This is a genomic window from Bradyrhizobium sp. 2TAF36 (assembly GCF_052114925.1).
Classification (GTDB): Bacteria; Pseudomonadota; Alphaproteobacteria; order Rhizobiales; family Xanthobacteraceae; genus Bradyrhizobium; species Bradyrhizobium barranii.
On the sequence record NZ_JBFRFR010000042.1, the window covers coordinates 1 to 17,942 of the forward strand.

General features: G+C 64.0%; 19 protein-coding genes and 1 tRNA gene. 12 read left to right on the forward strand and 8 right to left on the reverse strand.

Translation table 11 applies throughout. The features are described 5' to 3' along the window. Window positions 1-302: 302 nt before the first annotated feature. The 4 genes from AB4Z51_RS23785 to AB4Z51_RS23800 all read left to right on the forward strand — a co-directional run bounded on the left by AB4Z51_RS23785 (window position 303) and on the right by AB4Z51_RS23800 (window position 3,725). Window positions 303-791 carry a TerB family tellurite resistance protein gene (locus AB4Z51_RS23785; protein WP_028151070.1) on the forward strand — a complete coding sequence of 163 codons (489 nt, stop codon included), beginning with the start codon at window positions 303-305 and terminating at the stop codon, window positions 789-791. 230 nt (window positions 792-1,021) lie between these two features. Beyond that, window positions 1,022-1,801, forward strand: a complete 780-nt coding sequence (locus AB4Z51_RS23790) for an SDR family NAD(P)-dependent oxidoreductase (protein WP_441498091.1) — start codon at window positions 1,022-1,024, stop codon at window positions 1,799-1,801. A gap of 191 nt (window positions 1,802-1,992) precedes the next feature. Then, window positions 1,993-2,787 (forward strand): glutamine amidotransferase, encoded by a 795-nt coding sequence (locus AB4Z51_RS23795; protein WP_135213913.1) that lies wholly within the window; start codon window positions 1,993-1,995, stop codon window positions 2,785-2,787. A 125-nt stretch (window positions 2,788-2,912) separates the two neighbouring features. Further along, window positions 2,913-3,725 carry an enoyl-CoA hydratase gene (locus AB4Z51_RS23800; protein ID WP_441498092.1) on the forward strand — a complete coding sequence of 271 codons (813 nt, stop codon included), beginning with the start codon at window positions 2,913-2,915 and terminating at the stop codon, window positions 3,723-3,725. Window positions 3,726-3,963: 238 nt separating this feature from the next. Here AB4Z51_RS23800 and AB4Z51_RS23805 read toward each other — a convergent pair. Further along, window positions 3,964-4,039, reverse strand: a tRNA-Ala gene (locus tag AB4Z51_RS23805). Between the two features lie 184 nt (window positions 4,040-4,223). Here AB4Z51_RS23805 and AB4Z51_RS23810 point away from each other — a divergent pair. Genes AB4Z51_RS23810 through folD form a run of 3 tightly spaced genes read left to right on the forward strand, consistent with a single transcriptional unit; the run spans window position 4,224 to window position 5,784 of the window. Then, window positions 4,224-4,514: a YggT family protein gene (locus AB4Z51_RS23810; protein ID WP_007598721.1), complete on the forward strand. Its 291-nt coding sequence runs from the start codon at window positions 4,224-4,226 to the stop codon at window positions 4,512-4,514. 15 nt (window positions 4,515-4,529) lie between these two features. Then, entirely contained in the window at window positions 4,530-4,898 is a 369-nt protein-coding gene (locus AB4Z51_RS23815; protein WP_063980343.1) for a DUF167 domain-containing protein, read from the forward strand. Window position 4,899: 1 nt separating this feature from the next. Beyond that, complete coding sequence (gene folD / locus AB4Z51_RS23820; RefSeq protein ID WP_135213911.1) at window positions 4,900-5,784, forward strand: bifunctional methylenetetrahydrofolate dehydrogenase/methenyltetrahydrofolate cyclohydrolase FolD; 885 nt, start codon at window positions 4,900-4,902, stop codon at window positions 5,782-5,784. A 71-nt stretch (window positions 5,785-5,855) separates the two neighbouring features. On the opposite strand, the gene ppa is transcribed toward folD, so the two are convergent. Both ppa and AB4Z51_RS23830 read right to left on the reverse strand, forming a co-directional pair. Beyond that, a complete protein-coding gene (gene ppa / locus AB4Z51_RS23825) occupies window positions 5,856-6,392 on the reverse strand; it encodes an inorganic diphosphatase (RefSeq protein WP_014490715.1) in 537 nt (178 codons plus the stop codon). A gap of 178 nt (window positions 6,393-6,570) precedes the next feature. Then, on the reverse strand, window positions 6,571-7,080 hold the full coding sequence (locus AB4Z51_RS23830) for a GNAT family N-acetyltransferase (RefSeq protein WP_014490714.1): 510 nt from the start codon (window positions 7,078-7,080) through the stop codon (window positions 6,571-6,573). Window positions 7,081-7,341: 261 nt separating this feature from the next. On the opposite strand from AB4Z51_RS23830, the gene AB4Z51_RS23835 reads away from it, so the two are divergent. From AB4Z51_RS23835 to AB4Z51_RS23850, 4 genes are read left to right on the forward strand one after another with little or no spacing between them, the layout of a single operon-like run. After that, window positions 7,342-8,241 carry a dienelactone hydrolase family protein gene (locus AB4Z51_RS23835; protein ID WP_441498093.1) on the forward strand — a complete coding sequence of 300 codons (900 nt, stop codon included), beginning with the start codon at window positions 7,342-7,344 and terminating at the stop codon, window positions 8,239-8,241. Next, window positions 8,238-8,705, forward strand: a complete 468-nt coding sequence (locus tag AB4Z51_RS23840) for a DUF2269 family protein (protein ID WP_441498094.1) — start codon at window positions 8,238-8,240, stop codon at window positions 8,703-8,705. The genes AB4Z51_RS23835 and AB4Z51_RS23840 overlap by 4 nt, the downstream gene beginning before the upstream one ends. Before the next feature lie 8 nt (window positions 8,706-8,713). Continuing rightward, window positions 8,714-10,027: an SDR family oxidoreductase gene (locus AB4Z51_RS23845; protein ID WP_441498095.1), complete on the forward strand. Its 1,314-nt coding sequence runs from the start codon at window positions 8,714-8,716 to the stop codon at window positions 10,025-10,027. A 60-nt stretch (window positions 10,028-10,087) separates the two neighbouring features. After that, window positions 10,088-10,495 carry a thiol-disulfide oxidoreductase DCC family protein gene (locus AB4Z51_RS23850; protein ID WP_441498096.1) on the forward strand — a complete coding sequence of 136 codons (408 nt, stop codon included), beginning with the start codon at window positions 10,088-10,090 and terminating at the stop codon, window positions 10,493-10,495. Between the two features lie 7 nt (window positions 10,496-10,502). On the opposite strand, the gene AB4Z51_RS23855 is transcribed toward AB4Z51_RS23850, so the two are convergent. The 4 genes from AB4Z51_RS23855 to AB4Z51_RS23870 form a co-directional block, all read right to left on the reverse strand. Then, window positions 10,503-11,336: a DUF3883 domain-containing protein gene (locus tag AB4Z51_RS23855; RefSeq protein ID WP_441498097.1), complete on the reverse strand. Its 834-nt coding sequence runs from the start codon at window positions 11,334-11,336 to the stop codon at window positions 10,503-10,505. A 106-nt stretch (window positions 11,337-11,442) separates the two neighbouring features. Next, window positions 11,443-12,690 (reverse strand): flavin monoamine oxidase family protein, encoded by a 1,248-nt coding sequence (locus AB4Z51_RS23860; protein WP_441498098.1) that lies wholly within the window; start codon window positions 12,688-12,690, stop codon window positions 11,443-11,445. Window positions 12,691-12,906: 216 nt separating this feature from the next. Beyond that, window positions 12,907-14,733, reverse strand: a complete 1,827-nt coding sequence (typA, locus tag AB4Z51_RS23865; RefSeq protein WP_135213907.1) for a translational GTPase TypA — start codon at window positions 14,731-14,733, stop codon at window positions 12,907-12,909. Window positions 14,734-15,022: 289 nt separating this feature from the next. Continuing rightward, on the reverse strand, window positions 15,023-15,799 hold the full coding sequence (locus AB4Z51_RS23870; RefSeq protein WP_135213906.1) for a Crp/Fnr family transcriptional regulator: 777 nt from the start codon (window positions 15,797-15,799) through the stop codon (window positions 15,023-15,025). Window positions 15,800-15,935: 136 nt separating this feature from the next. Between AB4Z51_RS23870 and AB4Z51_RS23875 the strand changes: the two genes are divergently transcribed. Beyond that, a complete protein-coding gene (locus AB4Z51_RS23875; RefSeq protein ID WP_441498099.1) occupies window positions 15,936-16,370 on the forward strand; it encodes a response regulator in 435 nt (144 codons plus the stop codon). 24 nt (window positions 16,371-16,394) lie between these two features. Here AB4Z51_RS23875 and AB4Z51_RS23880 read toward each other — a convergent pair whose 3' ends face one another. Next, window positions 16,395-17,936 carry an alkaline phosphatase D family protein gene (locus AB4Z51_RS23880; protein WP_441498100.1) on the reverse strand — a complete coding sequence of 514 codons (1,542 nt, stop codon included), beginning with the start codon at window positions 17,934-17,936 and terminating at the stop codon, window positions 16,395-16,397. Window positions 17,937-17,942 lie beyond the last annotated feature (6 nt).

The following is a 17,942-nucleotide window of genomic DNA, read 5'->3' on the forward strand; positions in this document are numbered from 1 at the left end:
AAAGCCAGCCGCACAAACTCGTGGCGCTGATCCATCACTGACACCTCGCTCCAAGGCATGGACGGCCTCCCGAATCGGACCAATCCAGCCAATGTTGATGTGTCAGCTATGTCTCCGAACACCCGTCAGTGATCTGTCCGGGCTAAACAACTAGCCCGGTCATGACGGTAACCAGCTCGTCCAGATTGCAGAAAGGTAATGCCCGCGCGGAGCTGACGCACGTTGCGGCGGTTGGGTTTCCCGCTCATATAATGCTGGTGGCGGCCGCACTCCCGCGGCTTCATCGTTTTTGGTAGGATCCTATGCTCGACGGCCTGCGCCAATTCATCGCCGACATCGTGGCCCCTCATGCCGGGGATCGCGCATTCGGCGATGGCGATTACCGGCTTGCGGCCACCGCGCTGCTGGTTCACGTGGTCTCGCTGGACGGTCAGCCGACGGCGACCGAGCAGCGCAAGCTGCACAGCCTGATCGAAAGCCATTTCGGGCTGGATCGCGGTACCGCCGACCGCCTGATCGCGGACGCCACCCAGGTCGAGGGCGAGGCCGTCGACCTCTATCACTTCACCAGTGTCATCATGCGCTCGCTCGACGAAGAGGGCCGCAAGCGCATCGTCCAGATGATGTGGGAGCTGGTCTATGCCGATGGCCAGGTCTCCGAGTTCGAGGACAACGTCGTCTGGCGCGCCTCCGACCTGCTCGGGATCGCCCAGCGCGACCGGATCGACCTCAAGCATGCGGTCGCAAACCGCGCCGGTGGTCAGGTCAAGGACGGTGCCGTCGGGGGTTGAACCGTCTCGACGCGGTATTATCGGCGGTTGTGCTGACCACATGACGAAACTTTAATATACACCCGTCGGCCAGCCCGGCCCGGATTTCCCCGTAAAATCCGTGGTTTTCCTGCTTCCCTGTTGCCCGCTCAAGCAGCCATGCTGCCGGTGACGCTTGCCTGTCGCGCTCGGYCTATGCTCTCGTTCCGCCATTGCGGGGCCAAAAAACTTCAATTCAAGAGACTTCGATCGTGACTKAGCGGGTAACATTGATCACCGGTGCGTCGGCGGGCATCGGCACGGAGCTGGCGCGTGTGTTCGCCGCCAACGGGCATCGCCTCGCGCTGACGGCGCGACGGGCGGACCGGCTGGAGGCGCTTGCGAACGAGCTCGCCGCCAAGGGCGGCAAGAAGCCGATCGTGATCGCCTGCGACCTGCAGGAGGCAGATGCGGGTGACAAAATCGCCGCCGCGCTCGCCGCCGAAGGTGTCGAGCTCGACCATCTCGTCAACAATGCCGGCTTCGGCGTGTTCGGCGATGCGATCGAGCGCGACCGCGTCGAACAGGTCGGCATCGTCGATGTCAACGTCCGGGCTCTGACGGATCTGTCGCTGCGCTTTGCCGATCAGCTGATCAGGAACAAGGGCGGTCTTCTCAATGTCGGATCGGTCGCGGGCTTTCTGCCCGGCCCCGGCATGGCCGTGTACTACGCGTCCAAGGCCTATGTGATTTCCCTCACCGAGGCCCTGCGGGCGGAGCTCGCGCCGCGCGGCGTTCGCGTCACCGTACTTTGCCCGGGTCCGGTGCCCACCGAATTCCAGGCGCGCGCCGGCGTCGGGTCCGGGCATGACACAACTCTTCTCAACGTGTCTGCCGCCGATGTCGCGCAACAAGCCTATCGAGGCCTGATGGCCAACAAGCGGGCAGTGCTGCCTGGTCTCGGCATCAAGATCGTGCCGTTCGCGCTGCGTTTCTTCCCGCGCGGCTTCATCCTGTCCGCCACCAGCCGGTTCCAGAGGCAGAGGCACTGATTTCTTGTTTTGACGCGTTTTCTTGACGCGAACCGGTATCCACTTCGCTCGAAATCGCTTTGAAGAAAGCTCAAAGCTCCGTAGTGGCCCGGAGCTTGCTTCAATATCGGGACGTGTGTGCGCGAACTCACACGATGTTAACTACCGCTTAGCTATGCTGGCGGTCTGAACCGATAGCACTCGCAGAGGCCATGTCGTTCCGGACGGACAGGTTTGGTGGCGCAGAATTGGTGCCCTTCCCCAGAAGGACGCCGAGCGCCGCCGCCTCCGAAGCCCGGTTGCCGGTTCTGATCATCCTGCATCAGGAATCCTCGACGCCCGGCCGCGTCGGCAATGCGCTGCGCGCGCTCGGCCATCGCCTCGACATTCGCCGACCGCGCTTCGGCGATCCCCTGCCCGATACGCTCGATCAGCATGCCGGCGCTGTTTTTTTCGGCGGTCCGATGAGCGCAAACGATTCCGACGACTACATCCGTCGCGAGATCGACTGGATCGAAATTCCGCTCCGCGAACAGCGACCGTTCCTCGGCATCTGCCTCGGCGCGCAGATGCTGGCGATGCAGTTGGGGGCCCGCGTCGCGCCGCATGCGGAGGCGCTGACCCAGATCGGCTACTATCCGATCCGCCCGACCGCCGCGGGCCACGCGCTCTGCCCGAATTGGCCGGCGCAGGTCTATCACTGGCATCGCGAAGGATTTGAACTGCCCGTCGGCGCTGAGCTGCTTGCGGAAGGCGATGATTTTCCGATCCAGGCGTTCCGCACCGGCAATGCTTTCGGGGTGCAGTTTCATCCTGACGTGACCTGCGCGATGATGCATTGCTGGACCACGCGCGGCTATGACGGCCTCAGCGCGCCTGGCGCGCGCGAGCGGCATCATCATTTCGGGGACCGTGCCGTCTACGACGTTGCGGAGCGGGCCTGGCTCGATCATTTCATCGACGGCTGGCTGGCGCGCCGGCGGGTGCTGGCGCAAGCCGCCGAGTGATCGCGCCTCTGCGCAAGGCCTTCGCGCAAGGCCTTGGCACAAGCTCTTGCCTCACCGTTGGATATGCTAGGCTCGTTCCTAACGAGCGCGCGCGAACGCGTGCCGGCAGACACAGGGAGAGCGTCATGGCCTACGAACACATTCTGTATGAGGTGAGCGACAAGGTCGCGACCATTACGCTCAACCGCCCTGATCGCATGAATGCGTGGACGCCGACGATGGAGCGCGACGTGCGTCACGCAATGGAAGCATCGAGCGCGGATGACGATGTCCGCGTCATCGTGCTCACCGGCGCGGGCCGCGCCTTCTGCGCCGGCGCCGACATGGATGCGCTGAAGGGGCTCGACCCCAACGACGTCAGGCGTGCCTCGAACCTGCCGCCCTTCGACATGAACCGCCGGCCGGACTGGCAGACGCGCTACGGCTTCTATCCGTCGATCGGAAAGCCCGTCATCGCCATGCTCAACGGCGCGACCGCCGGCATCGGCCTCGTGCACGCGCTTTATTGCGACCTGCGCTTTGCCGCCGACAATACCGTCTTCACCACGGCCTTTGCGCGGCGTGGCCTGATCGCCGAGCATGGCATGTCCTGGATGCTGCCGCGCATCGTCGGCCACGCCAACGCGATGGATCTGCTGCTCTCGGCCCGGCGCGTGTCGAGCGACGAGGCGCTGCGGATCGGCCTGGTGAACCGGCTCTGCTCGCCCGAGAAGCTGCGCGAGGAGACCTACGCCTATGCGCGCGACCTCGCCGACATGGTTTCCCCGAGCGCGATGGCCGTGATCAAGCGCCAGCTCTACGAGGTGCCGTTCCAGACCCTGGCGGAGGCGACGATCGAGGCCAACCGCGAGATGATGGTCGCGCTGAACGGCAGCGATTTCCGGGAGGGGGTCGCGAGCTTCATGGAGAAGCGGCCGCCGAGGTTTACGGGGGGGTAGGGGGAGAGGTTTCCGGATGAAGCCCGCCGTCGCCCTGCGGGCTATGGCGTGGCAGCCTTCGCTCACTTCGCTACGGGGGAGCTTGGCTGGCTTGCCTTAGCGGTAGCTCGCGAATGTCAGTGATGGTGGATGGGGTCCGCCGTCGCCCTTCGGGCTATGGCGGGACAGCCTTCGCTCGCTTCGCTACGAGGGAGCTCGGCTGGCTTGCCTAGCCGTAGCTCGCGAAGCGAGCGAAGGCTGGTGGAGCCAGGCGGGATCGAACCGCCGACCTCGTCATTGCGAACGACGCGCTCTCCCAGCTGAGCTATGGCCCCGTTTGGCGGCCGCTCTGGTGAATGCGGCCGACAACCGGGCGCCATTTAAGTCCCCGCCAAGGTCAAGTCAAGGACGGGTGTGACCCGGTTTTAACCATCCCCGGCACCGACTTCCCTTGTTTGGGCCGGGGGGAACCGATATCTAGCAAAAAGCGTCAATCCCGACCGAAAGCCAGAGTCTTCAATGCGTGCCGTTCTCGACATCGTCATCATCGTGCTCGACCTCTACGTCTGGCTGCTGATCGCCTCCGCGATCCTGTCCTGGCTGATCGCTTTCAACGTCGTGAACACCCGCAACCAGTTCGTTTCGGCGGTGGCGGAGTTCCTGTACCGGATCACCGAGCCGGTGCTGGCGCCGATTCGCAATTTCCTGCCCAGTCTCGGCGGCCTCGATATCTCGCCGATCATCCTGATCCTGCTCATCATGTTCATCGAGCGGGTGATCCTGTATTACATCTACCCGAACGTGATCTAAGCAGGCGGGAGCGCCTTGGTTGCGAAAGAGGCCTTCAAGGAACCCTGGCGCTATTCGGTCGCAGGAATCAGCATCGCGCTGCGGGTGACGCCGCGCGGCGGCCGCGACGACATCGACGGGATCGAGCAATTGGCCGACGGCCGCAGCGTGCTCAAGGTGCGGGTGCGCGCGATCGCCGATGGCGGCGAGGCCAACAAGGCCGTTCTGGTGCTATTGGCGAAATCGCTCGGCGTCCCCAAGGCCAGTGTAAAGCTGCTATCCGGTGCCACCTCGCGGCTGAAGCAGATCGCGGTCGACGGCGATCCGGCGCGACTCGGCGAAGCCCTGCGCAAGCTCGCCCAAGCCAGATCGGCAGACGCCAAACCGACAGACCAAGGGAACTGACATGACGGCCAAGATCATCGATGGAAAAGTCATCGCTGCGGAACTCCGCGCGCGCGTCGCTGACGAGGTTGCCCGCGTCAAGCGCGAGCACAATCTGGTGCCGGGCCTCGCGGTGGTTCTGGTCGGCAACGACCCCGCCAGCGAGGTCTATGTCCGCTCCAAGCACACCCAGACCCAGGCGGCCGGCATGGCCTCGTTCGAGCACAAGCTGCCGGCCGACGTGTCGCAGGCCGATCTGCTGGCCGTCGTCGCCAAGCTCAACCGCGATCCGGCCGTGCACGGCATTCTGGTGCAGCTGCCGCTGCCGAAGGGCCTGAACACCGAGGCCGTCATCAACGCCATCGATCCCGCCAAGGATGTCGACGGCCTGCATCCGAACAATGCCGGCCGGCTCGCCGGCGGCTTTGAAGCGCTGTCGCCTTGCACGCCGCTCGGCTCGATCATCCTGACCAAGAGCGTCCACGCCTCGCTCGAAGGCATGAATGCCATCGTCATCGGCCGCTCCAATCTGGTCGGCCGTCCGCTGGTGCAATTGCTGCTCAACGAGAATGCCACGGTGACCATCGCGCATTCGCGCTCGCGCGATCTGCCCGGACTCGTGAAGCGCGCCGACCTCGTTTATGCCGCGGTCGGCAAGCCCGAGATGGTGCACGGCGACTGGCTCAAGCCGGGCGCGACCGTGATCGACATCGGCATCAACCGCATCCCGAAGGACGACGGCAAGACGCGTCTCGTCGGCGATGTCGCCTATCAGGAAGCACTCGCCGTTGCCGGCGCGATCACGCCGGTGCCGGGTGGTGTTGGCCAGATGACGGTCGCCTGCCTGCTGGTGAATACGCTGCGCGCGGCTTGCGCGATCGCCGGGCTGCCGAAGCCGGCGGTTTAACTCCAGGTCTCGCGCCCCGGACGCTGCGCAGCGCATCACTTCGTGATGCACCGCGTCCGGGACACGCAATCTCACGCCTTCTTTTTCTTCTCGCGCTCGATGCCTTCGAGGATCAGCTTCTGCGCGTCTTCCGGGCCGCCCCAGCGCAGAATCTTCACCCACTTGCCCTTCTCGAGATCCTTGTAGTGCTCGAAGAAGTGCTGGATCTGCTGCAGCGTGATGTCGGGCAGGTCGGAGTACGACTTCACCTTGTCGTAGCGCTGCGTCAGCTTCGACGACGGCACCGCGAGAATCTTCTCGTCGCCGCCGGCTTCGTCTTCCATGAACAGCACGCCGACCGGGCGCACGCTCATGACGGCGCCGGGGATGATGGCGCGGGTGTTGATGATCAGCACGTCGCAGGGATCGCCATCATCGGACAGCGTGTGCGGGATGAAGCCGTAGTTACCGGGGTAACGCATCGGCGTGTAGAGGAAGCGGTCGACAACGAGCGTGCCGGCTTCCTTGTCCATCTCGTATTTGATCGGTTCGCCGCCCACGGGGACTTCGATGATGACGTTGACGTCGTGGGGTACGTTTTTTCCGATCGAGACCGCATCGATACGCATTCAAGGCTCCGTTGTTGCCGAGGTTAAATCGCGCCCGGCAGCGATTTTGGCGCTGTCATACGCGGGCTTGGCGCGCCAATCCATCGTGTTTTTGTGAAATAATGAATCCAGCGACTACCGGCTCAAAAGGCAACGGTATCGACGGATGGGAAGCGCTGCCGGCTAGACTTTCAGCAGCTCAATTGGTCCAAGCGAAGGCAACCTTGTCGAGCGACTTCGGCCCGAAACGCTCGGAGGAGCGCGCCACCATGCGGCCGCCCAAGGCGCGGTAGAACTCGGTCGCCGGATCGTTGTCCGAGAGCGCCCACACGACCATGCTCTTCAGGCCGCTCTGCATCAGGTCGCGGCGGGCTGCGGTGAACAGGCGGCGGCCGAAGCCGAGACCCTGGAATTCCGGACGCAGATAGAGCTCGTAGATCTCGCCGTCGAAGTGCAGGCTGCGGGCGCGGTTGCGGCCGTAATTGGCATAGCCGGCGATCTTGTCGCCGAACACGAGCACGCTGACGCGGCTGCCTTTGCGAATCGCACTGTCCCACCACTGCGGACCGCGGCGGTTGATCAGCTTTTCCAGCTCGCCGCCGGGAATGATGCCCTGATAGGCGGAGCGCCAGGCTTCGTCATGGGTGGACGCCACCGCAGTTGCATCTGCAGCTTTGGCCGGCCGGACCTCGATCAGGGTTGTGCTCATGGAGACGATCAAACCAAGTCGCCGCGCCGGCGGCAAGACCTATCGTTAATTATCGGTTAACGTGTGGATTTTGTGCATCAGTATTTTAACCATGTTGTACCGAAAGAAGACAAGACGCCATCTCGAACGGCACCGGCCTGCCATTGCCGGTGCAAAACTGCCCTGCGGCAACCAATGAACCGCGATGGCAACGCAAAAAGTCCGCCGAAAATGATTCGTTCCTGCAGATCCGTTGCTGTCCGTGTTCGCCTGCGGCGATTCATGCGCCTCTTCAACATCTTCGCCCTCCTGCCTCTGCTGCCCTTGCTGATGGCGTCGCCTCTGTGCGCACAGGTCACGTTTGGGTCATCGGGTGAGGAGGGCGAGCCGTTTCGCCGGCAACAATGGCGCGTGCCATCGCCGGATAAAGACATTGCCGCGCATGCGCTGCTGTTTCGCCCCGTCGGCGCCGGTCCGTTCCGGCTTGCGGTGATCGCACATGCCTCGACGCAAAATGTGCTGCGCCGGGCGCAAATGCCGCAGCCTGAATACCGCGCGCTGGTCGCGTTTCTCGTCGCGCACGGCTTCGCCGTGCTGGTGCCGGAGCGGCTCGGCCATGGTGCGACCGGCGGCCGCTRTGTCGAGGACCAGGGCGGCTGCGACGAGGCGGATTACGCGCGTTCGGGCCGCGCGACGGCCGCCGAAATTTTGCTCACGCTGGATTTTTTGCGAAAGCAGGATTTCGTTCGTCAAGACTCGGTCGTCGTGCTCGGCCATTCGGCCGGCGGTTGGGGGGCGTTGGCGCTCGCGAACGCCGATCCGAACGCGATCTCCGCGATCATCGCGTTTGCGCCGGGGCGCGGTGGCCACGCCAATGATGAACCGAACCGGATCTGCGCGCCGCAGACGCTTCTCGCCGCGGCGGCCGAGTTCGGCAAGGCGGCGCGCATTCCCGTCACATGGCTCGTGGCGACCAATGACAGCTATTTCGCGCCGGCGTTCTCGCGGCAATTGGCGGATGCGTTTCGCGGCGGAGGCGGCAGGGTGGACTTCCGCACATTGCCGGTCGTCGGCAGCGAAGGGCATTGGATGATCGAGAGCGAAGCCGGCGTCAAAGCCGCCAGCCGCGAGCTCGGGCTTGCGCTGAACCAGTCCAAACCGGCGGCGGCCAAGAAGCCATGACGCTGTATCTCCTGGTCAAATACCTCCATGTGCTGGGCGCCATCGTCATTCTCGGCACCGGCACCGGCATCGCCTTCTTCATGCTGATGGCGCATCGCACGAACGACGCCGAATTCATCGCGCGCACCGCTTCGGTGGTGGTGATTGCGGACGCGATCTTCACGCTGTCGGCCGTGATCCTCCAGCCGGTGACGGGCGGCGTGCTGATGATGCTTTCGGCCATGCCGATCACGGAACGCTGGCTGCTGGCCTCGCTTGGGCTCTACGTCTTTGCGGGCCTGTTCTGGGTCCCCGTCGTCTTCATGCAGATCGAGATACGCGATCTCGCGCGCAAGGCGGCCGAGCAGCGCGGCGCTCTGCCTGAACGCTACTTCGTGCTCTACCGCCGCTGGTTCGCGTTCGGTTTCCCCGGCTTCGGCGCGACGATGTTGATCCTGTGGCTGATGATCGCGAAACCGTTTTGAGAGATGCGATGACCCAGCAAACCGTTTTGGTGCTCGGCGCCTCCGGCCTGATCGGGCGCTTCGTCACCGACGATCTGCGCGTGCGGGGATTTCGCGTGGTCGGCGTCGCGCGCAGCCTGTCGCCCGCGCAGAAGATGAGCGCGCTGGACATCGGGCAGCCGATCTTGTCGCTCGGTGCAGCCGCGCTGATGCGCCTCTTCAGCGAGCACGCCGTTGACGTCGTCGTGAACTGTCTCGGTGTGCTCCAGGACGGTCCCGGCAGCGACACCGGCGCAGTGCATCGCGATTTCGTCGCGCGTCTGCTTCAGGCGATCGCCGACAGCGGCCGCGCGATCCGGCTGGTGCACATCTCGATCCCCGGGACGGCGGAGGCGGATCGCACCGCCTTCGCGACGACCAAGCGCGCAGCCGAACGCCTGGTTGCAGCCTCCGGCATTCCCCACGCTGTCCTGCGGCCCGGCTTCGTCGTCGCACCATCAGCCTATGGCGGCAGCGCGATGCTGCGTGCGCTCGCCGCCTTCCCGCTCGATCTGCCGCAGAAGGAGATGTCGACGCCATTCCAGTCCGTCGCAGTCGAGGACATTTCGGCCACCATCGCCTGGCTCGCCGCGCGCGATATCGACGACGCCTCAGTCAAAGCCGTGACGTGGGACCTGATGCAGGCCGAGGCAGTCACCATGGCCGGCGTCATCAAACAGTTCCGCCACGCCTTCGGCACGGCCGGCTGGCCGCGCCTCGTGATGCCATCCTTCATGCTCGATCTCGGCGCGCAGATCGGCGATCTCGCCAATTATCTCGGCTGGATGCCGCCGATGCGCTCCACCGCCATCGCCGAGCTGCGCCGCGGCGTGACCGGCGATCCCTCCGCCTGGATCGCCGCCACGGGCATCGTGCCGAAGACGTTGACTGATACGATCGGGCGCCATCCCGCCACCATCCAGGACAAATGGTTCGCGCGACTATTCCTGATCAAGGCGCTGATCTTCGCCAGCCTCATTGCGTTCTGGCTCGTCTCCGGCTTCATCGCGCTGTTCGTCTCCTACCGCGCCGCCGCCGGCATCCTGACCGCGCACAATTTTTCGCCCGCGCTGGTCGATCCCATCACCATCGGCACCAGCCTGATGGACATGAGCATCGGCATGCTGATCGCCTTCCGCCGCACCGCGGCGATCGGTTTGATCGCAGGCATCGTCGCTTCGCTCGGCTATATGGTCGGCGCGGCGATCCTCACGCCCGACCTCTGGATCGAGCCGCTCGGCGCGCTGGTGAAGACAGGGCCGGCCATCGTGCTGATGCTGGTCGCGCTGCTGGATAATCGCTAGCGTTTTCGAGCGAAGTGGATCCCGGTTCGCGTGAGGAAAACGCGTAAGATAGAGAGACTGATGAGCAAATGGCCCGACGATGACGTGATCCTGTTCGACGGCGTCTGCATCTTCTGCTCGCGCTGGGTCCGCTTCGTCGCCAAGCGCGACACGGCGAGGCGGTTTCGCTTCACGCCGATCCAGTCGGATTACGGGGCGCGGCTCGCACGTACGTTTGGCATCGATCCTGACGATCCCGATACCAATGCGGTGGTCCATGACGGAAAGGTCTTTATGAAGTCCGACGCCGCGCTGACCGTGCTGTCGCATTTGCCGGGATGGCGTTGGGTGCGGATGTTGTTTGCCGTGCCAAAACTGCTGCGAGACCCCGTGTACAGCCTCATCGCGCGCAACCGCTACCGCATCTTCGGCAAGTATGACGCCTGCTTCGTTCCCGATGCGGATTTGCGGGTGCGGGTGATTGAGTAGGAGCTCGTCAGGAAAACGAAGCTTCGTAGTTGAGCGGCGAAAGGTGAACGAGCTTCTCCAGTGGCGGAGTTAATTCAAACATCCGAGGGTGCGCTGAGAAATCAAAAACGCGGCAAAGTCGAAAAGCTTCAGGGCGTTCTGAAGCCAGAGATAGTTCGTTTCTCGTGATGTAAAACGGTGTGACGTCTGCGCCAACCGTTGTCTTCACCTCAAGTAGGCGTTCTCTGCCTTGCGCATCAAATGAAAGTATGTCGTAACCAGCGCCGTCACCGAGCTCCTCCGATATCCATCTGATTTTCTTTACGAGGTCGGGCCGATCGAGCTGCTTGAGTCTTTGGCGCTCGTAGTGGAAGACCAGCTCTTCTCCATCGCGACCCAGTTTGCGATTGCGGAAATCGCGTTCAACCGGATTAAATTTGCGGACTAACCGCTCAATATTCGTCTTAGGCTGCGTGGCAGGCAAAAGAGGCGGTGGATTTCCAACAAAAAGCGCTTGCCGCTCCGCCAGCCCGTCGATGGCTCTCTCCGGGTGGAGAGCCATCGGATGCAAAGAAAGATAGCGGTCAATGGCTGCGATGATAGCTTGTTGGTAGTTGGCCGCAGGCAGATACCCCGCAATTCGCGGGAGACCGAGTTTGAGAAGTACCGCAGAAATGTTCTGATGCTTGAATTCGATAGAGCCCTCAGATCGGTCGATATGACCTCGAAGAAGACGATTGTGTTCGGCCTTGTTATAGGGCCTTCCAATGGCCTCGTCTTGGAGCATCAAGAAATAGTCGGCGACGATGAGATCGAGCTCTGTGTCGGTCCAGTTTCGCCGTTCCTTAGGCTCTTGTGGCATTGCCGCCTGTACCGTCCCCGCGGCCGTCTCGTTTTGTGATCATTCGCCCCAGCTCGATGCCATTGAGAATGGCTTTTTGGCGCGGCTCGCGCAAGCGGACCTAAGATTAAGTCTTGGTGGTTCTTGCCAGCGCTTCCCTCGCCGCCCGCTCCCCGCTGTCCCTGGCGCCATGCGCCGTCGTGAAGAAGCTTGGCGACGTCGCTTCTCCCGCGAAGAACAGCCGCCCATCCACCGGCGCTGCCAGCACCGCGCGGTCTCCAGCGTGCCCTGGCAGTGCGTGTGAATACGATCCTCTCGCGAAGGGGTCGTGGGCCCAGCGCGATTCGTACAGCGGCTTCAGCTTTCGCCTGATGTCGTTGCCGAGAAAGCCTGCGATCTCGTCGATGCTGTGCGCGGCGATGGCGCCGTCGCCGGCGTCTTCCAGCTCGCGGGCGAAGCTGCCGCCGAAAAAGCCCTCGATGCAGGGCTGGCCGAACGGGCGGATGTGGTAGGTGCCCATCTCGGTGCGCATGGTGGCGCCGCGCAAATTGCCCTCTTTCGGAAAGGCTTCTGCATCGTCGAGCGCCAGCGTCACCTTGTCGTCGACGCCGAGCGGCAGGCCGGCTGCCGCATCGACCTTGGCGGGCAGCGGCGGTGAGAAGCGGATCGCCTCATCGGCGATGAGATTGGTTGGAACGGTGACGATCGCCTTGTCGGTGGTCAGCGTACCCTGCGACGTCTCGATGCGGAGGCGCTGGCCGGAATGATCGATCAGCGTGACATTGCAGCCCAGGGCCACCGGGCAGGGGGCGCCATAGGCCGCGACCAGCGCGCCATAGCCACGGCGGACGCGCCAGTTGAGGTCGCTGTCTTCGTAGGCGTCCCAGTCCAGTGTCGACATATCCTTCAGTTCGCAGCCATTGATGTAGGTCGAGACCGCATCGATCACGGGATTCCAGCGATTGCCCGGATCGAGGCTCAGGCTCGCGGGCTCGTCCTTGCCCTTTTGCGCGGCCTGCCACAGCCGCTCGTAGAATCCGTCCATCGCGCGCATGAAATCGTCGCGCTCGGCCTGCGGAAACGCGTTGCCGAAGGCGCGCTCGCGCCAGGGCGGCAGGTCCTTGTTGACCTCGAAGCCGAGCTGCTTTGCGATTCCGACGAAGGAATTCTTGTCGGCCGAGTGCAGCCAGCCGCAGCCGACGTCGAAGGTCACCTCAGGCGAGGCCTGCACGGTCCAGGCGCGTCCGCCAATCCGGTCGCGTGCCTCCAGCACGATCATGGAGAGGCCGGAGCCATGCAGCGCATGCGCCGCGCCGAGGCCGGCTGCGCCGGCGCCGATGATCGCGACGTTGACGGAGGAGGGCAGGGAGGTCATCAGCGGGCTCTAGCACGTTCGCGAAGAGCGCTGAAGCCACCACAAAGTGAGGTGTCATCACCCGCCTTGTGCGCACGTTGTGCACTGGGGCGAGTGATCCATCTTCGTAGGGTGGGCAAAGGCGCTCTTGCGCCGTGCCCACCATTGTCGACCGGGATTTCAAGTGGTGGGCCCGCTACGCTTGGCCCACCCTACGGCACTACGGTATGGAGCGGCTTACGCCACCGCTTCCTTGGACTTTTCCGCGCGCTTGCGCTCGTTCGGGTCGAGGTGCTTCTTGCGCAGGCGGATCGACTTCGGGGTGACCTCGACGAGCTCGTCGTCCTCGATATAGGCGAGCGCCTTTTCCAGCGTCATGCGGATCGGCGGGGTCAGGCGCACCGCTTCGTCCTTGGACGTCGTGCGGATGTTGGTGAGCTGCTTGCCCTTGAGCACGTTGATCTCGAGATCGTTGTCGCGGGTGTGCTCGCCGACGATCATGCCCTTGTAGACCTTCCAGCCCGGCTCGATCATCATCGGGCCGCGGTCTTCCAGCTTGAACATGGCGTAGGCCACCGCTTCGCCCTGGTCGTTGGAGATCAGGACGCCGTTGCGGCGGCCCTGGATCTCGCCCTTGTACGGGGCATAGCCGTGGAACAGGCGGTTCATGATCGCGGTGCCGCGGGTGTCGGTCAGCAGTTCGCCCTGATAGCCGATCAGGCCGCGGGTCGGCGCGTAGAACACCAGTCTCAGGCGGTTGCCGCCGGACGGCTTCATCTCGACCAGCTCGGACTTGCGCTCGCTCATCTTCTGCACGACGACGCCGGAATGCTCCTCGTCGACGTCGATCACGACTTCCTCGATCGGCTCCATGGTGGCGCCGGTCGCTTCGTCCTTCTGGTACACGACGCGCGGGCGCGACACCGAGAGCTCGAAGCCTTCGCGGCGCATGGTCTCGATCAGGATCGCGAGCTGCAATTCGCCGCGGCCGGACACTTCCATCGCATCCTTGTCGGTGGCCTCGACAACGCGCAACGCGACGTTACCCTCGGCTTCGCGCAGCAGACGGTCGCGAATCATGCGGCTCGTCACCTTGTCGCCTTCAGTGCCGGCGAGCGGGGAGTTGTTGACGATGAACGACATCGACACGGTCGGCGGGTCGATCGGCTGCGCCGGCAGCGGCACCTCGACGGTCGGATCGCAGAAGGTGTCGGCGACGGTGCCCTTGGTCAGGCCGGCAATGGCGACGATGTCGCCGGCTTCGGCTTCATCGAGCGGCGTGCGCTCGAGACCGCGGAATGCCAGGATCTTGGTGATGCGCCCGGACTCGACCAGCTTGCCGTCGGCATGCAGCACCTTGACCTGCTGGTTCGGTTTGAGCACGCCCGACGAGATGCGGCCGGTGATGATGCGGCCGAGATAGGGGTTGGCCTCCAGGATGGTACCGATCATCCTGAACGGCCCTTCCTCGACCGTCGGCGGCGCGACGTGGCGCAGGATCAGGTCGAACAGCGGCTCCATGCCCTTGTCCTGCGGACCCTCGGGGCTCTCGGCCATCCAGCCCTGCTTGGCCGACCCGTACAGGATCGGGAAGTCGAGCTGCTCCTCGCTGGCGTCGAGCGCCGCGAACAGGTCGAACACCTCGTTGATGACTTCGGTCGGGCGCGCGTCGGGGCGGTCGACCTTGTTGATGACGACGATTGGCTTGAGGCCGACCTTGAGCGCCTTGGAGACCACGAATTTGGTCTGCGGCAGCGGACCTTCGGCGGCGTCGACCAGCACCAGGGCGCCGTCCACCATGTTCAGGATGCGCTCGACCTCACCACCGAAATCGGCGTGGCCGGGGGTGTCGACGATGTTGACGCGGGTGTCCTTCCACTGCACCGAGGCCGCCTTGGCCAGGATGGTGATGCCGCGCTCACGCTCCAGATCGTTGGAGTCCATGGCGCGATCCGTCACCTTCTGGTTCTCGCGGAACGTACCGGATTGCTGGAGGAGTTTGTCGACCAGGGTCGTCTTGCCGTGGTCGACGTGGGCGATGATGGCGACGTTACGGAGGTTCATGAGTGAGCTTCTTTGCGGTCGGACAATGGGTTAAGCGCGATCTCGCCGGTCGGACCGGGACCTCTTCTCGAAACAACGCTGGAAGACTGGAAACGGGCGCTTTCCGCCCAAAAAGGGCCGCCCGGCCATCTCGACCAGGCACCCTACGCGTTGCGGCGCAATATATGCAAAAACCGCCAAAAAACAATGTGTTCTTTGCTGGTTGGTTGACTGAATTTTGTCCGGGAATCTCCGGGGGTTAGGGCAAATTCAGCACCAAACCGGCCTTTGCTCGGGGACGGGGCCTCGATCAGCCCTGCGCCGAGCCGGGGCTGGTCTCCTCGGTCGGATAGACCCCGCGCAGCACCTCCTCGAAGTGCATCTTCACCGCGTCGTTGCACAGGCAGGCGCGCAGGCGCAAGCCGTCGAGGTTGCGGACCAGGATCGCGCCGCGTCTTGTATCGAGCACGCCCTCGGCCTTGAACGACTGGAGCACGCGGCTCGCATAGCTGCGGCCGACCCCGAGCAGCGTCGCGAGCTGCTCATGCGTCAGCGGCACGCTGCTCTCGTCGCCGGTCCGCTCCATCGCCGCAATGATCCACTTTGCCGTACGCTGTTCGATGGAGTGGATGGCGTTGCAGGCGGTGGACTGGAACATCTGCGCCAGCATGCAGTCGGCATAGCGGGCGAAGATGTTGCGCAGCGAGGCCGAGCGCATCTTGGCAGCGTCCAGCTTGGCGACGTGAATGCGCGCGAATGGTCCGCCGAATTTCACGCAGATGCGGGTATAGGCCGGCAAAAATCCCTCACTGACGATGCCGCCCACTGCGCCTTCGCGGCCGACCAGGATGGTCTCGACGTCGCGGCCGTCCTCATTGGGAACGAGAAATGTCGCGAGCGACGGCCCGCAGGGGAAGTGCACGACCTGGACATCGTCGCCGGGACTGTAGAGCAGCTCGTTGGCCCCGGCGGTGTCCAGGGTGACGTGCGGTGCCAGCAGCGCGTAGTCAGCCGGACTCAAGCGTCGCAGCAGATTGTTGGCCGGCCGGCTGCCGACTTCGGTTGTCTTGCTGATGCGCGCGTCCATCGTAAATCCCCTGCTCTCCTTTCAACACTAGCGAGGTCCGATCATGGGCTATGTGCACAAGTGGACAGACGTCAAAACTGTTCTGTGATGAGTTTCGTTCCGGGAACCCTCCGATGCGCTGGGCGCAGGCGTCGGGATGAGGCTGTCCTCGATCGGTAAGAACATGCAGCCCTCGATATCCACCATCATGATACCTGCTACCCCGGACGGCTCGACCGGCATGCCCGCCGATGTTCTGATCGTTGAAGACGATCCGATCATTGCGATCGATTTCGAGGATCGCCTGCTCGGATTTGGCGTGAGGAGCGTGCGCACCGTGGGGTCGGTGGCGCAGGCGCTGGCGGCGATCGCAGCGCGCGCGCCGGATTTCGCTCTGCTCGACGTCGAACTCGGCCGCGAGAAAAGCTTTGCTGTCGCCGACCGGCTGGCGGCGGCGCAAATTCCCTTCGTCTTCGTGACGGGCTACGGCGCCGAGGATCGGATCGCTCCCGAATTCAAGACGCGGCCGCGGCTGCAAAAGCCGTGYTCGAGCGAAGCGCTGGAGGCCGCGCTGCGCTCGCGCGGCGCCTGATCGCCCGTCGACGTTCTCCCGGCTTCAGGCCAATTTCGGATCGAGCGTGGTCGACCACAGCGCGACGTCGGCGCGGTCGCGCAAGGTCACCGTCATCTGGCCGGATGCGCCGTCGATCTTGACGTGACCGAAGAACTGCATGCCCGCGGACGGCGGCAGGTTCTGGTTGTCCTTGCCCGGCGCCTTGACGAAACGCACCTCGGGCCCAAAGGTGTTGTCGAGCGCATTTGGACCAAAGGTGCCCGCATGCAGCGGGCCCGAGACGAATTCCCAGAACGGCTCGAACTCCTGGAATTGCGCCTTGTTCGGATCGTAATAATGCGCGGCGGCGTAGTGCACGTCCGCGGTCAGCCACACCGTGTTGCTGATCGGCGCCATCTTGATGAAGCGCAGGATGTCGGCGATCTCGAACTCACGGCCGCGCACCGGGCCGTCGCCCTGCGCGATGGCTTCCGATCCGCCCTTCGGCGTGTCCGACACGACGAGACTGATAGGCATGTCGGAGGCGATCACCTTCCAGGTCGCGCGCGAATTCAGAAGGCCGCGCTTGAGCCAGGCGATCTGGTCCGGGCCGAGAAAATAGCTCGCGGGCCCGTAAGCGGTTTCGAGATTGGCGCCGTTCGGGCCGCGATAGCTGCGCTCGTCGAGCACGAACACGTCGAGATGCGGGCCGTAGGAGATCTGGCGATAGACGCGGCCCGGCTCAACGATGCTCTCCCGCATCGGATACATCTCGTGAAAGGCGCGGCCGGCGCGGGCTGCCAGCAGGGAGATGTCGCGCACCTTGTAGGACGCCGGCAACTCCTTCGACAGCGACCAGTTGTTGGTCACTTCATGGTCGTCCCACTGCACGAAGATCGGCACTTCGGCATTGAAGGCGCGGACGTTGTCGTCGGTGAGATTGTATTTGTGCGCGGCGCGGTACTCGTCCAGCGTCTCCGCGACCTTGGCCTTCTCGGGGATGGTGACGTTCTTCCAGATCTTGCCGTCGGCGAGCTTCACCTCGGATTCGATCGGGCCGTCGGCATAGATCGTGTCGCCGGAATGCAGGAGGAAATCCGGGCGATGCTTGCGCATCGCGGAGAAGGTGAACATGCCGCCGTCATCGGGATTGATGCCCCAGCCTTGCCCTGCGACGTCGCCGCCCCAGACAAAGCTGACGTCGCGACGATCGGCCGGCGCGGTGCGGAAGCGGCCGACCACCGGCTCGCCCTCGATCGCTGTATGCGAGAGATCGCGAAAGCGGACGCGATAGAAGATGTCCTGTCCGCCCGGCAGGTTCTCGATCAGCATCTTCGCGGTGAAGTCGCTCTCCGGCAGCGCCGCGATCGGCGGCAGCACGCGGGCATCCCTGAAGGACTCGGTCGTGGCCACCTCGACCAGCATCTGCGATGGCCGGTCAGTGCGCGCCCAGACCACGCCACCGTCGACCGTGACGTCGCCGGACTGCACGCCATGCGTAACCGCCGGCCGGTCGGCCGCTCGCGAGAGATGGGGCATCGCGATCGCGCCGACTGCGCCGGCGCTGGTGGTGAGGAAGCGGCGGCGGGAGAATTTGATGTTCATGGCGGC

Coding starts and splice junctions, on each gene's coding strand:
- AB4Z51_RS23850 (WP_441498096.1), top strand. CDS start 10,088: ATGAGCAAATGGCCCGACGATGACGTGATCCTGTTCGACGGCGTCTGC.
- AB4Z51_RS23795 (WP_135213913.1), top strand. CDS start 1,993: ATGTCGTTCCGGACGGACAGGTTTGGTGGCGCAGAATTGGTGCCCTTC.
- AB4Z51_RS23810 (WP_007598721.1), top strand. CDS start 4,224: ATGCGTGCCGTTCTCGACATCGTCATCATCGTGCTCGACCTCTACGTC.
- folD (WP_135213911.1), top strand. CDS start 4,900: ATGACGGCCAAGATCATCGATGGAAAAGTCATCGCTGCGGAACTCCGC.
- AB4Z51_RS23800 (WP_441498092.1), top strand. CDS start 2,913: ATGGCCTACGAACACATTCTGTATGAGGTGAGCGACAAGGTCGCGACC.
- AB4Z51_RS23880 (WP_441498100.1), bottom strand. CDS start 17,936: ATGAACATCAAATTCTCCCGCCGCCGCTTCCTCACCACCAGCGCCGGC.
- typA (WP_135213907.1), bottom strand. CDS start 14,733: ATGAACCTCCGTAACGTCGCCATCATCGCCCACGTCGACCACGGCAAG.
- AB4Z51_RS23860 (WP_441498098.1), bottom strand. CDS start 12,690: ATGACCTCCCTGCCCTCCTCCGTCAACGTCGCGATCATCGGCGCCGGC.
- AB4Z51_RS23830 (WP_014490714.1), bottom strand. CDS start 7,080: ATGAGCACAACCCTGATCGAGGTCCGGCCGGCCAAAGCTGCAGATGCA.
- AB4Z51_RS23845 (WP_441498095.1), top strand. CDS start 8,714: ATGACCCAGCAAACCGTTTTGGTGCTCGGCGCCTCCGGCCTGATCGGG.
- ppa (WP_014490715.1), bottom strand. CDS start 6,392: ATGCGTATCGATGCGGTCTCGATCGGAAAAAACGTACCCCACGACGTC.
- AB4Z51_RS23840 (WP_441498094.1), top strand. CDS start 8,238: ATGACGCTGTATCTCCTGGTCAAATACCTCCATGTGCTGGGCGCCATC.
- AB4Z51_RS23785 (WP_028151070.1), top strand. CDS start 303: ATGCTCGACGGCCTGCGCCAATTCATCGCCGACATCGTGGCCCCTCAT.
- AB4Z51_RS23855 (WP_441498097.1), bottom strand. CDS start 11,336: ATGCCACAAGAGCCTAAGGAACGGCGAAACTGGACCGACACAGAGCTC.
- AB4Z51_RS23870 (WP_135213906.1), bottom strand. CDS start 15,799: ATGGACGCGCGCATCAGCAAGACAACCGAAGTCGGCAGCCGGCCGGCC.